10 protein-coding genes and 1 tRNA gene are annotated in these 12,731 nt (G+C 50.9%); 6 read left to right on the top strand and 5 right to left on the bottom strand.

Going from position 1 to position 12,731, the window contains the following annotated elements; translation table 11 throughout:
- The first annotated feature begins 153 nt into the window (after positions 1-153).
- The 5 genes from JT718_RS16550 (at position 154) to JT718_RS16530 (ending at position 3,939) form a co-directional block, all read left to right on the top strand.
- Positions 154-753: a polysaccharide deacetylase family protein gene (locus JT718_RS16550; RefSeq protein WP_240337140.1), complete on the top strand. Its 600-nt coding sequence runs from the start codon at positions 154-156 to the stop codon at positions 751-753.
- 3 nt (positions 754-756) lie between these two features.
- Positions 757-1,848 carry a glycosyltransferase gene (locus tag JT718_RS16545; RefSeq protein WP_205503898.1) on the top strand — a complete coding sequence of 364 codons (1,092 nt, stop codon included), beginning with the start codon at positions 757-759 and terminating at the stop codon, positions 1,846-1,848.
- Between the two features lie 91 nt (positions 1,849-1,939).
- The gene (locus JT718_RS16540; protein WP_205503897.1) at positions 1,940-2,701 is read left to right on the top strand and encodes a TatD family hydrolase; all 762 of its coding nucleotides are present in this window, start codon (positions 1,940-1,942) and stop codon (positions 2,699-2,701) included.
- A 4-nt stretch (positions 2,702-2,705) separates the two neighbouring features.
- On the top strand, positions 2,706-3,776 hold the full coding sequence (locus JT718_RS16535; protein WP_205503896.1) for an asparaginase: 1,071 nt from the start codon (positions 2,706-2,708) through the stop codon (positions 3,774-3,776).
- A 76-nt stretch (positions 3,777-3,852) separates the two neighbouring features.
- Positions 3,853-3,939 (top strand) — tRNA-Ser (locus tag JT718_RS16530).
- A gap of 798 nt (positions 3,940-4,737) precedes the next feature.
- Here the strand turns inward: JT718_RS16530 and JT718_RS16525 are convergent.
- From JT718_RS16525 to JT718_RS16510, 4 genes are all read right to left on the bottom strand, one after another.
- Positions 4,738-5,541: an MBL fold metallo-hydrolase gene (locus JT718_RS16525; protein ID WP_205503895.1), complete on the bottom strand. Its 804-nt coding sequence runs from the start codon at positions 5,539-5,541 to the stop codon at positions 4,738-4,740.
- Complete coding sequence (locus JT718_RS16520; protein ID WP_205503894.1) at positions 5,511-5,846, bottom strand: hypothetical protein; 336 nt, start codon at positions 5,844-5,846, stop codon at positions 5,511-5,513. Before JT718_RS16520 ends, JT718_RS16525 begins: the two co-directional genes overlap by 31 nt.
- Before the next feature lie 410 nt (positions 5,847-6,256).
- Positions 6,257-7,015, bottom strand: coding sequence for a LytR/AlgR family response regulator transcription factor (locus tag JT718_RS16515; protein ID WP_205503893.1), 759 nt, complete (start codon positions 7,013-7,015; stop codon positions 6,257-6,259).
- Positions 6,996-8,051 (bottom strand): sensor histidine kinase, encoded by a 1,056-nt coding sequence (locus JT718_RS16510; RefSeq protein WP_205503892.1) that lies wholly within the window; start codon positions 8,049-8,051, stop codon positions 6,996-6,998. The genes JT718_RS16515 and JT718_RS16510 overlap by 20 nt, the downstream gene beginning before the upstream one ends.
- Positions 8,052-8,479: 428 nt before the next feature.
- On the opposite strand from JT718_RS16510, the gene JT718_RS16505 reads away from it, so the two are divergent.
- Positions 8,480-10,942: a TonB-dependent receptor gene (locus tag JT718_RS16505; RefSeq protein ID WP_240337139.1), complete on the top strand. Its 2,463-nt coding sequence runs from the start codon at positions 8,480-8,482 to the stop codon at positions 10,940-10,942.
- Positions 10,943-11,585: 643 nt separating this feature from the next.
- On the opposite strand, the gene JT718_RS16500 is transcribed toward JT718_RS16505, so the two are convergent.
- Positions 11,586-12,473: a DMT family transporter gene (locus JT718_RS16500; protein WP_205503891.1), complete on the bottom strand. Its 888-nt coding sequence runs from the start codon at positions 12,471-12,473 to the stop codon at positions 11,586-11,588.
- Between the last annotated feature and the right edge of the window lie 258 nt (positions 12,474-12,731).

Raw genomic sequence — 12,731 nt, 5'->3', positions numbered from 1 at the left:
GTTTTTTTTTGTCTTTATTGGGGTTGGCCTGTTTTGGGCCTTTTTTCCCCAAAAACAGGCCCTAAACGGTCCAGACCAAAATTCTAATATATCCCAGAGAAACAAGCCATTCCACCAAGACCCGTGCTGCGCTTCCATAAAACCCCACCCGTTTTGCCCTGGCTGTTCCCCAAGGTGTGGTGGCGCAGACCGGTGCCAGACAAAACCATTTTCCTCACGTTTGATGACGGGCCCATACCCGGGGTAACGCCCTTTGTGCTGGAGCAACTGGCGGCGTACGGGGCCAAGGCCACGTTCTTCTGCGTGGGCGAGAACCTGGAGCGGCACCCTGCCATTGCCCGGCAAATTTTAGCGCAGGGGCACCTGCTGGCCAACCACACGCACCAGCACGTGAAAGCCTGGAAAATGGCTCCGGAACAATACCTGGCCCAGGCAGACAGGTGTCAGGCGGCCCTGGAGCGGGTGGGGGCTACCGGTAAAAAACTGTTTCGGCCCCCGCACGGCCAACTGACCCGGAGCCATCTGCGTATCCTGTCAGCAAAGTACCAGGTAGTGATGTGGAGCAGCCTTACCTATGATTTTGATGCCACGCTTCGGCCCGAAGCCTGTCTGCGGAAAGCCCTTACGGTGACCAAGCCCGGGGCCATTGTGGTCATGCACGACAGCCTCAAGGCCGAGCGGAACCTGAGGTATGTGCTGCCCCGGCTGCTCCGGCATTTCTCTGCCCTGGGTTACGCTTTCAAAACCCTCTAGCGAATGCTCTTTTCCGTAGGCTTTCTGGCTCTGTATTTTGGTTTGTTTGTGGTGCTGCTGGCGCTGTGGTGGGGGAGGAGGCCGGCGCCCGTTCCGCCGCTGAGCAACTATCCAAAAGTGAGCATCCTCATTGCCGCCCGCAACGAAGAGGCCAACATCCTGGCCTGCTTAGAGGCCCTTGACCGGCTAGACTACCCCAAGGACAAACTGGAAGTGCTGGTGGGCGATGACCGTTCTACTGACGACACCTACCGGCTGGTTATAGAGTACGGCAAAACCCACCCGTTTGTCTCCTGCTACAAGATCACGCAAACGCTGCCGGGCACCAAAGGCAAGGCCAACGTGCTGGCGCAGCTTGCCCACCACGCCACCACTAACTTCTTCTTCATCACCGATGCCGACATTCAGGTGCCGCCCCATTGGGTGGAGACCCTACTCCGGCAGGTACAGCCGCAGACCGGCATTGTGACCGGCATTACCACCACCACCGGCAGCCGCCTCTTTGACCGCCTGCAAACCCTGGACTGGCTCTACAACCTGGGGCTCATGCAAGTAGTGGCCGACCGCGGGGTGCCCGTCTCTACCATGGGCAACAACATGCTGGTCACCCGCCAAGCGTACGAGGCCGTGGGCGGGTTTGAGGGCATCCCGTTCTCCATCACCGAGGATGTGCAGCTGTTTAGGCAGGTGGTGGCCCGGGGCTTTACAACCGCCAACGTGTACCAGGCCGAGGCCATGGCCTTGTCTGCCCCGGCCCCCGATGGGCTCACCTTCCTGCACCAGCGCCGCCGCTGGATGCGCGGGTCGGTGCACCTGCCCTGGTACATGCTGCTGCTATTCGTGCTTCATTCTTCCTACTACCCGGTGTGGCTGCCTTTTTTCCTGCATACCTCCTGGGGCGTGGCCGCGGCGGTGTTTGGGGCCAAGCTGGTGCTGCAGAGCGGGTTTGTGCACCTTTGCCTGCGGCGGGTGGGCCAGAAAACCAGGTGGCTTGACCTGCTCTGGCTGGAGCTGTACCTCTTGGTGTCATCGCTGGTGCTCATCGTTTTTTTCTTTTTGCCGGTAAAGATCAGGTGGAAAGGCAGGCAGTACTAGGCAAATGGCGCCTGATTATCGTTTATCTTTGCGTTTTTGGGGCCTTTTCTGAAAATCGGGCCCTAAACAGACCTTACGTTTATAAGTTTTCATGCACTACATAGATTCGCACGCCCACGTATTTTCGCCTGAGTTTGGCCAGGACCTGGAAGAAATGCTGCAGCGGGCCCAGGAGGCGCACGTGGCCGAAATCTACATGCCCAACATTGACCTTGCCTCCTTAGACGCCATGCTGCAGCTGGAAGAGCGCCACCCCTGGTGCCACTCGCTGCTGGGGCTGCACCCGTGCCACGTTTTCCAGGACTACCGGGATGTGCTGGCCCAACTGGAACAATGGTTTGAGCGGCGGTCCTTCAAAGGGGTGGGAGAGGCCGGCCTGGATTACTACTGGGACAAGACCTTCATCCTGGAGCAGCAGGAGGCCCTGCGCATCCAGTGCGGCTGGGCCAAAGCCCGCCAGATTCCCATTGTGCTGCACACCCGCGACGCCTTCAAAGACACCCTGGAGATTATCCGGGAACAGCAGGACGGCAGGCTCAGGGGAATTTTCCATTGTTTTTCGGGCACCGTAGAGGAGGCGCAAGCCGCTGTGGATCAAAATTTTCTTTTGGGCATTGGCGGCGTAAGTACCTTCAAGAACGGCGGTTTAGAGCCTGTTTTGCGCGAGATAGACCTAAAATACATAGTATTGGAAACAGACAGTCCGTATCTTGCACCGGTACCCAAGCGCGGAAAACGGAACGAACCCGCCTTTCTTCCTTACGTGGCGCAACGGATTGCAGAAGTTAAATCACTCACCCTAGACGAGGTTGCCGCGGCCACAACGGCCAACGCCCAAAACCTCTTTGCCTGATACTATGAAGTTTTTAAAGGTAAATATCAATACGGCGGCCCCCCGGGACCCGGAAGCCTCCATTTTGCTTATTTACACGGGTGGTACCATCGGGATGGTCTCTGACAAGGAAGACAACCACCTGGTGCCCTTTGATTTTAGCGAGGTGATTCACCGCGTGCCCGAGATGCGCCAGTTCAAGGTGATGCTCACGGTCCTGAGCCTGGACCCGCCCATTGACTCCTCCAATGTGGGGGTGGAGCACTGGATCAAACTGGCCCAAATCATCCAGGTGAACTACCAGGAGTACGACGGGTTTGTGATCCTGCATGGCACCGACACCATGGCCTACAGCGCCTCGGCGCTGAGCTTCCTGCTGGAGAACCTGGACAAGCCCGTTATTTTCACGGGAGCCCAGGTACCCATTGGCCGGATGCGCACCGACGCGCGGCGTAACCTCATCACCGCCCTGGAGATAGCCTCCGCCCATAGGGTGGGCAAGACCCTGGTGCCCGAGGTAAGCATTTTCTTCAACACGGTGTTGCTGCGCGGCAACCGGTCTACCAAGGTAGAAAGCCGGCACTTCAACGCCTTCCATTCGGGCAAATACCCGCAGCTTGCCAAGGCCGGTATTGATATTGAGTACAACCCGCCGGCTATCTTACCGGCCCCGGCCAACCCGCTGCATGTCTACCAGCGCATGGAAAGCCAGGTGGCGGTTCTCAAGCTTTTTCCGGGCATAAGCCCTGCCATCATCAAGTCCATGCTGGAGGCCGAAGGCCTGAAGGGCGTGGTGCTGGAAACCTTCGGGGCCGGCAATGCGCCCACGTACCCCTGGTTCCTGACGCTGCTGCGCGAAGCCATCGGTCGGGGCATCACCATCCTGAACGTGTCGCAGTGCGAGGAAGGGGAGGTGCACCAGGGCCAGTATGAAACCAGTATGTACCTGAAGGAGATGGGCGTGGTGGGCGGCCTGGACCTGAGCACCGAGGCAGCCGTGACCAAGCTGATGTTTGTGCTGGGGCAGGATCTCACCAGGGAACAGATTGCCTGCCAGCTGCAAACCGACCTGCGAGGGGAGATGACCACCCGATAATTTGCACAAAGTGGGGGCGGGGGCTTGCAAAAGCAAAAGCTTCTCCCTTTCTTTGCATTCCGAAATTTAAGACCACGGAGAGGTGTCAGAGTGGTCGAATGAGCACGCCTGGAAAGTGTGTATACTGGAAACGGTATCGGGGGTTCGAATCCCCCCCTCTCCGCTGAAATGCAGAAAAGCCCTGTAAGATGATTCTTACAGGGCTTTTTGTTTTAATTTGGCCATACACCGGACCCTTTTGGATGCGACTCTGTTTCTAGCTTCTAGTAATTGGAAAGGTGAAACAAAGCCATAGCTTACCGCATTTAGCTCTATAAAGTAAGTAGTGGCTCTTGCTTGACACTATTGGGGTTCGCTCCCTACTTGTACTCTGTTATGTAGTAGAAAGCCTGCAAGACATCATCCTACAGGCTTTCTACTACATGGGCATCCATATACGTACGACTTCTGCCTTCCCCGGAAATTCTTCAGTTATATATTCTGATCTTAAGTGCGTGTTTTTTTACGCGCCTTCCTTTTTACGCAGCAAAGGGGGATGCATGGTAGCCTGTATATGATGGGAGAGGATATGTTAACCTGAATGAAACGCTTGGGGCAGACAGGTAGAGCCGGTTTTTGCGTGGCTATTTATTTGGGTGAGTTCAACAGTTCAGTATATGCATGAAGTGCAACCCTCGCGAAAGCTGTTTTTGCAGGCTCTTTCTCCGCAAAACGGGTGAGGCCTTTTTTAAAATCTTTAGTTGCAGGCCCCAGAGTGAGACACCTTTTTATTTTACTTCAATGATAGTATTTGCTAGACTTGAAGCGAAAGTTAACGACAGAACCTCGGCAAACAAACAGCAAACGGGATAGCTGAAGTAGGATTGTTTTGAAGAAAAATGCCTGTGCAGAAGTCTACCAGCGCCGTTATCCTAATCTCTGGAACCTCTCACCCATAGGCAAACTTACTTTTCTGACACATTTATTTCAGCATCCACCATTCTGTTGTCTTGGTTTCTCCCGGTATCACCTTCTGCCCCATCACCGGTGTTATTAGTTCTAAGTTGTTCTGTGCGGCCAAATCAGCCACCATATTGATAGATTCATCCCAGGGATGTAATGCCAGATCAAAGGTGGAGAAATGGATCGGGAACAGGATTCTGGCATTTACATCCTGGCAAGCTTTGATAACCTGTTCCGGGAAAAGGTGGGTGTTTGGCCATCCATTGTTCCAAGCATCAATCTCCATAAAGGCCAGATCAAAGGGGCCGTACTTGCTGCCTATTTCCTTGAAATGCTCTCCATAGCCCGTATCGCCGCTCCAGTATACGTTCTTCTCTTTCCCCTTAATTACATAGGAAGCCCAAAGGGTCTTGTTTCTGTCATTGTAACTTCTCCCGGAGTAATGCACCGTAGGGCAGGCTGTAATACTCAGTGATCCGTGGGTCACAGACCGGTACCAACCCAGTTCCGTTATTTTGTTTTTCGGGACTCCCCAGCCCTGTAACCTGGTTCCCACGGCTAGCGGTGCGATGAACTGTATGTCTTTATCGGCTAAAAACTTCATGGTTTCCGCTTCCAGGTGATCATAGTGGTCATGGGTGATGATGACAACATCAATGTCCGGGAGTTCCTCCCTTATCAATGGGGATACACTCATCCTTTTGGCAATCATTGGTAAGGGGCCCGCGTTCCCAAACACCGGGTCAATCAGAACACGGTGTCCGTCAAGCTCAATGATAGCTGTGGAATGCCCTAACCAATAGGCAGCATAAGAAGAAGGCACTTCAGGGAAATCCTTTTTGTGAGCATGCGTTTGGGCAACTCAGACTTTGGGGCATTGGGAGAGGTTTTGAAAAATCTCGCAAAACCAGAGTTTCCCCCGGTTACCTTTTCAGCGTAATAGACTATCTCTTTGGGGCTAACGAATTCATCTTTCCCAGGTGAATAATAGGGGATTTTGGAATATTCACTTTTGCGCTCCTTTTGGGAGTCTACTTTGCCAAGCTGGTTATTGACATAGCAACCGGTTACGCCTAAAGCGAGGAGCAGGGCTATGGCAAAAAAACTTAAAATGTATTTTCTTTTCATTAAGAGGTTCTTATGCTGTCTGTGCTACTGGGAAGAAGAGGTCTCCCAAAAGGTAGGAACGGCTTTCTGGATGGTGGCATTGCAATGAGGTTGTAAACTTAAAAATTCATATGGTATTTCAGCCATACCACATCCTTTTCCAACAGCATTACATCCGTTAACTGCAGAATTATAGAGGGCCTTCTTAGCAGGTATTCGCTTATTTGAAAGTGACTGGTGTTGCCCGTGGTTAGGGGAAAGTACTCTCCAAGTTTCTATAGCTCTTCTTCAATACATGAGTTTCAGGTTTATTATAAAGCAGTTCATTTTATCACTCTTGGAGATAGTAGTAGAACACTAGACAGCCTTAAGAAACCCTTGGATGAGCAATTTAGAAAGTTGATAAGCCTATTGATGCCCTACAAACGCTACTACTGGTCCAGCCATTCTTTGAAAGCATTGGCTTTGCTATTGCTCACGATAATGTCTGTTTCTGGAGCAGGTTGAAGCAACAGGTGCAAACGACCTTTGAAATAAGGCCTAACTTCCCGCACCGCGTGTATATGAACAATGAGTTGCCGGTTGGCACGGAAAAAAGCTGTTTTACCCAGTTGCTCTTCCAACTGGTCAAGGGTGTAATTGATGATGTACCGTTTACCTTGTTGCGTTACCAGAAATACCACGCCTTCTTCGGCCCAGAAATAAGATACTTCTTCAACAGGTATAGCTTTGATAGATTGCCCGCTTTTTACAAGAAACCGTGAACGGGCGGCCTGTGGCTGTGACGACTGAACCAATTGGCGAAGGTTGCTTAGTTCCTGGGAGACATGGTGTTGTTTCAGATCTTCGTGCTTCTTTATAGCCCTTGCTACCTCCATGGGCTTTATTGGCTTGAGCAGGTAATCAACGCTGTTCACCTGGAAGGCCTCTATGGCATACTGGTTGTAGGCCGTTGTGAAGATGACGGGACATTTTACCTCTACCAGTTTGAAAATCTCAAAACTGCTGCCGTCTGATAAGTGAATGTCGCAAAAGATCAGATCCGGGCTCTGGTGCAATGTTAGCCATTCTACCGCCTCCTCTACAGAACCAATTTTGGCTACAATGGCTGCTTCGGGCCTGAGCCGGGTGATGATGGCAGCAAGGGCATCGGCGGCCAGTTGCTCATCTTCAATAATCAGAGTTTTCATGTTGCTCTACTTTTAGTAACGGCAGACGCACTGTAAATGCCTCCTCCGTTTGCTCTATCTCCACTTTATGTTTTGTGAGATAGCTGTACCGGGTGCCAATGTTCTTTAAGCCTATTCCGTTTGAATTCACTTCCTCTAGCCGCGGCTGCAGGTTGTTTTTAACCACCAGCTTGCCTTCTGCCACAAAAATAGAAATCAGAAGCGGCTTTTGAGGAGTGGAACCATTGTGCTTGATTGCGTTCTCAAGTAGCATTTGCACCGCAGTAGACGGGAGCTCCAACTGCTGGTATGCATCAGGCACTTGTACTTTAAACTGCACATTTTCACCAAACCGTGTCTTCAACAGGTAGATGTAGGCATGTACCAGTTCAAGCTCCTTTTTCAATGGCACCAGTTGTTTGCTGCTATTGTCAAGCAGGAAACGGTAAACTTCTGAAAGCTGGCTCAGGAACTGGGTAGCCTTGTCCTGGTCTACATAGATGAGCGAATTAAGCACGTTTAAGCTGTTGAACAGGAAGTGCGGGTTTACCTGGTTTTTCAGTGCCTCCAGTTGTGCCTGATAACTCTCTTTTTGCAGTTGCTCTGCCCGTAAATGCTCTGCCTGCAGCTGCTTTATTTTCCGTTCGCGCTCTACAAAATAATAGAAGAAGAGGGAAATAATGGCTCCTACCACAAAGCCCAACCTTACCCGTATGGGCAGCACCTCAGTGTCGGGCAGGAGAATAAAGGTTGGTACGTAGACAAAAAGAAGACACAAAAAGAGGCTGACTACAATAACAGAAGCGGCCTCTATAAAGGCCTTGCTATAACCAGGCAGTTGGGTAAAGGGGGGAGCATTGAAAAGGGTCGCAATTTTACCGTGTACCCAGAACGTGGAAAGCAGGAACAGGAACACCAGCAGCAATTCTCTTAAGGCACTAGCCTCATACCAGAAAATGGTACCCAGGTTGATAAAGACAAACGTGTAGTAGAAGAATACTGATGTGAAGGCAGCTGTACCAATTCTTGTCAGTAAAAGGTTACGATGAAAGCGCATCTGCGGGGCAGGAGGTTGGGTAAATAGGTATTGGTGAGAAAAGCCAATTACTGCAAGTTCCTGCTATTTTGCAAGCACAGGAGACTGACTTTGCATCCCCATCGGGAAGTAGTTTAGAGCTTTCCTTTCATCACTTGCCTAATAGTTCGCTTGTGTCTTTATGATGGGGTAGATTTTTGTTTTGGGGCTGTTTTTACATAAATAACCTTAAAACGACAGTGCTAGCAGACGATGAACCCGATGATCCCTCCAAATAGGAAATGCAAAACATCAATTGTTTACACACCAGTTAGGTGTTCCATCCCATAGCCTTTCTTTTTCATTGAGGTTCTCTCCCGATTCATTCCCCTAAAAGCCCGATTCAATGGAATGAGGTTTCATAGCCTACCTTGTCTCTAAATCTTTGATCTACCAACAGCGCAACGCTGATGATGAAAGAAGACAACTTAAAGATGAACAAGACTATGAAACTCTCTACCTTTCTTTTTCTGCTCCTGTCAATATGTTTAAGCCAGAGCCTACAGGCCCAAGGAGTGCTCTCCGGCTCTGTTCGTGATGCAAGCGGGCAGCCACTGGGCTTTGTCAATGTGGCCGTGCTGAAGGAGGTCGACGGGGCCGTGGTGACCGGAACAGCAGCCAGTGCGGAAGGCAATTTCCAGGTTGTGGCGCCAGGTGCTGGCAAGTATAAACTCCGGCTCACCTTCATTGGCTACAGGCCTCTAGAAACCGCCACGTTTGAGATGCCCGGGTCTGGTATGCACAAAGACTTCGGCACCCTTACTTTACAGGAAGATACGGAAACGCTGCAAGAGGTGGTGGTGCAAGCCATGCGCCCTACCGTGATAACCCAAGCTGATAAGATGGTAGTGATGGTGGAAGGCACTGCCATGGCAGGAGGTGCCACGGCCTATGAAGTGCTTACAAAATCCCCGGGAGTAGGGGTAGACCAGGAAGGTAATGTAAAGCTGAACGGGAAGGCGGGGGTACAGGTAATGATTGATGGCAGGGCGTCTTACCTGAGTGGTAAAGAGCTGCAGAACCTGCTGCAGAGCATGTCGGCTGAAAATATAAAGGAGTTGGAGATCATCACCAATCCTTCCGCCAAATATGACGCAGAGGGTGCTTCCGGCATCATCAACATTAACCTGAAGAAGAATGCCCAAGCCGGAATGAGTGGCAGTGTGTATGCCGGCTATCAGTATGCTGAGTTGCACGGCTATACCGGCGGCGCCGACCTGAACTACAAGCAAGGTAGGTGGAACTCCTTTGCCAGCCTGGATGTGGCGGAGCGCACAAGTTTCCGCGTCAACCACATGCAGCGTACCTCTTCTCAAAACAAAGACCTGAGGCTAAACCAGCAGCTGGAAGAAGAGGGGTCCCGTTTTGTGCCTGCTATACGCATGGGAACTGACTATTCCCTCAATCACCAACATAGCATTGGAATGTTAGGGGGTGTTTCCCACTACAAGACCGAAGACCAGGTGCAGGCAAACGCATACTTGCACCATGCCAACCCCTTAAAGGATTTGTATGTAAATGCCAAAAACAGATCAAAAACCCGGTATAGCAACAGTACCTTAAACCTGCACTACTTGGGCAAACTAGATACGCTGGGCACCACACTGTCGGCTGATGTAGACTTTGTGCGGTTGATGAGTGACGACAAGGGCACCTTTCTGAATAAGTATGACAGCCTGGGCAATGAATCGCCGGTCAGAACAGATCTGTTGCTTTCTGAAAACCCCGCCAGTTATGATATTTACTCAGCAAGAACTGATTTTACAAAACTGTTTGGAAAGGCAGGTAAACTGGAACTGGGAGCTAAGGCGAGCCATGTCCTATCAGACAATGAGCTCCGCTTTTATACAGCAACTGGCGATAGTAAACAACTAGACGAGAGTAGAAGTAACCACTTTATTTATAAGGAAAACATTGTTGCTGCCTATGTTAACTACGCTGCTCAACTTGGTAAGAAGTGGAACTTGCAGGGAGGCTTAAGGGCAGAGCAGACCTTAACAAAGGGCCGTTCTGAGACCCTCAACCAAAGCACCGCCCGGAGATACCTGGACCTGTTTCCTAGCTTGTTTTTACAACAGAACGTGCATGTTGATTATCAGATTAGCTATAGCTACAACCGGAGAATAAACCGGCCGCGATATGAGTTGCTTAATCCGTTCATGTTCTATCTGGACCCTTATTCGCTGGTACAGGGTAACCCTTACCTGAAGCCCCAGTACACGCACTCTTTCTCCCTTGCTCAAACTTTCAGGCAGCGTTATAACCTGGTGTTGGACTACTCCCTTACAAAGGATTTCATAGCTGAGGTTCCGGCCCAGATTTCGTCTGATAAAGTCACCGTACTTCAGCAGCAGAACATAGATGATATGAAAAGCATGGGTGCCACCTTGGTTGCTCCGGTGCGGGTATCGGCGAAGTGGGAAATGAGTAACAATGCCACCCTGCTCTATCAAAGCTTTGCCCAAAACAGAAATGATCAGGTGTTGCGGAACAAGCAGGTGACTTTTCTGGCACATACCAACCATAACCTACTACTGCCCGCAGGGGTTCGCATGGAGGTAAATGCAGGGTATCAGGGCCCGATTGCCTATGGTCTCTATAAATTGGAGGCTAACTGGTGGGTGGATGCTGGCTTGAAACGCTCCTTTATAAATGAAAAACTGGACCTGAGCCTGAGCGTGACAGATATCTTCAGGACCAAAAGAATAGCTGGTGAAACCTCTATCAATGGAAATTCAATCACCTCACAGCAATATAACGGTACCCAGAGCTTCAGAGTGAACATACGCTACCGTTTCAGCAGAGGCGAGAAGATCGATGTGAAGAAGCGCCAGATAGACTTAGAAGAAGTGAACAGGGCAGGGGGTAATTAAGGAAAGGTAGACCTTAGCGGGGCCACTGTACTATGAATCTTAATGCCTGATATGGTAACGAGGGATAAAATAATCCTCATAGCCGAAGGAAAACTAGGTATCTGTGGCTTGTATTTGAGGGATGGGGTATATGTTACTAAAAGTGAAACATTATAGGTACGAACAGGTGGGTCTGTTAATGCAAGGGAGTAGCCCCTGGGTTTACCAGCACGCGAGATTTCACTTGGGCAGGTTTGGGAGAAGGAGAGAGCCGCCTATGTCCAGAAAGAAAAGGATCGTTAGCGGAAGCGTTTCTGTAAAGGATAAGAAGCGGGAGGCAGTTGATGGGATTGAAATATCGGGTGCTGGTTCAATTGATTTCGCTTTCAGCGCGGCCACGTGATTTGTGGAGAACGAGGTACCCATGGTTTGAGGCGATATAGAACTACCCATCTCTTCTTTTCCGCAAAAGCTTTTGGTGTTTGAAGGGGGGCAATGCAAACAGTTTGCAGGAGTAGGTTAACTGCTGCAATTGAATCACTGTAAAAAGGGCTGACACTTGGATTTAGGTGTCAGCCCTTTTTTGACTGTTTGTAGCGCGCGGTGACGTAATTGCCTCTTCCCCCTCAGTTTTTTTCGTGTACCGGAGCATTTGCATTGCGGCTTATCCGTTGACCGGGGTCTGCCTTCCTTTCCTGACGGAGATGAAGGTCTGCAGGATGACCGATGCCATCACAAACAGCAGCCCTACGTAGAAAGAGGCGTTCACCTCCTTGCTCTCCCCAAAGAACAGGAACGCCATGATGATGGCGTAGATCGGCTCCAGGTTGAAGCTGAGGTTGACGGTGAAAGCGGGTATCTTCCTCAGCACCTCGGCAAAGGTGACGTACAGGCCGACCGTGCAGAAGAGTGCCAGCAGGAGAAGGTAAGCGGTGTCCTGCAGTCCGGGGATGACACTCTCCACCGGGAAGAAATACAGGTAGGCAGGCATCAGGGCACCCAGCCCCACGGTTCCGCCCAGCATCTGGTAGTAGTTGATGGCCTTACTGTCGTAGTTCCGCACCAGCCGTTCGTTGTAGATGGTGTAGAGGGCAGCGAAAGCCGACGAGACCACACCCAGGGCGATCCCCAATTGGTAGGAGGTGTCGAAATGAAAAATCAGGCTGATGCCCAGCAGGGTGAGCGCACTCAGCAGCAACTCGGAGACCTCGAACCTAGTCCTCCCCAGCAGCGGCTTGAAGACCGCGGTGAAGAAACTCACCAGGCAGTAGCACACCACCCCGATGGAGATATTGGAGTACTTGATGCTGGCGTAGAAGAATACCCAGTGCACCGCCAGGAGCATTCCGATCTTGGCAATGGAGAACTTCTCCGAGGGGGCAACCTTTGCGGGCCGACCGGGCAGCCTCAGGATTAAGAAAAGGATGAGAAAGGAGAAAAAAAGCCGGTACCAGACCAGAAGGCCCTCGTTCAGGGAGATGAGTTTGCCGAACACGCCGGTGAACCCCGCCAGCACTACGGCGAGGTGTAATAGATAATAAGATTTTTTCATATAGAACTACCTGCCCGCCCCGGAAAGGGACGAGGTTTGAACATTTACATTTGAGTGGAAATATGAGGCATAGCAAGGAAGGCGACAGACATTTTCGGTGCTATACCTCCTCAGAAATCCCTAGGGAAATATTAAAATCTTGGCGGGGGGAGACAGCTCTTTCTGTTCATATTAGGTTTACGTGAGGCAAATGTAGCTGATCTATGATCAAGTTCTTGGCATTTTTAGGCTAATCCACCCACAGTAGTGTGGTCTGAC

Origin of the sequence: Rufibacter psychrotolerans (genome assembly GCF_016924645.1) — a bacterium.
GTDB lineage: Bacteria > Bacteroidota > Bacteroidia > Cytophagales > Hymenobacteraceae > Nibribacter > Nibribacter psychrotolerans.
This window is presented reverse-complemented; position numbering and strand designations above follow the sequence as displayed.

What these genes read in the sequence shown, in the direction of transcription:
- JT718_RS16545 (WP_205503898.1), top strand. Translation starts at nt 757, where the DNA reads ATGCTCTTTTCCGTAGGCTTTCTGGCTCTGTATTTTGGTTTGTTTGTG.
- JT718_RS16500 (WP_205503891.1), bottom strand. Translation starts at nt 12,473, where the DNA reads ATGAAAAAATCTTATTATCTATTACACCTCGCCGTAGTGCTGGCGGGG.
- JT718_RS16510 (WP_205503892.1), bottom strand. Translation starts at nt 8,051, where the DNA reads ATGCGCTTTCATCGTAACCTTTTACTGACAAGAATTGGTACAGCTGCC.
- JT718_RS16515 (WP_205503893.1), bottom strand. Translation starts at nt 7,015, where the DNA reads ATGAAAACTCTGATTATTGAAGATGAGCAACTGGCCGCCGATGCCCTT.
- JT718_RS16535 (WP_205503896.1), top strand. Translation starts at nt 2,706, where the DNA reads ATGAAGTTTTTAAAGGTAAATATCAATACGGCGGCCCCCCGGGACCCG.
- JT718_RS16540 (WP_205503897.1), top strand. Translation starts at nt 1,940, where the DNA reads ATGCACTACATAGATTCGCACGCCCACGTATTTTCGCCTGAGTTTGGC.
- JT718_RS16505 (WP_240337139.1), top strand. Translation starts at nt 8,480, where the DNA reads ATGATGAAAGAAGACAACTTAAAGATGAACAAGACTATGAAACTCTCT.
- JT718_RS16520 (WP_205503894.1), bottom strand. Translation starts at nt 5,846, where the DNA reads ATGAAAAGAAAATACATTTTAAGTTTTTTTGCCATAGCCCTGCTCCTC.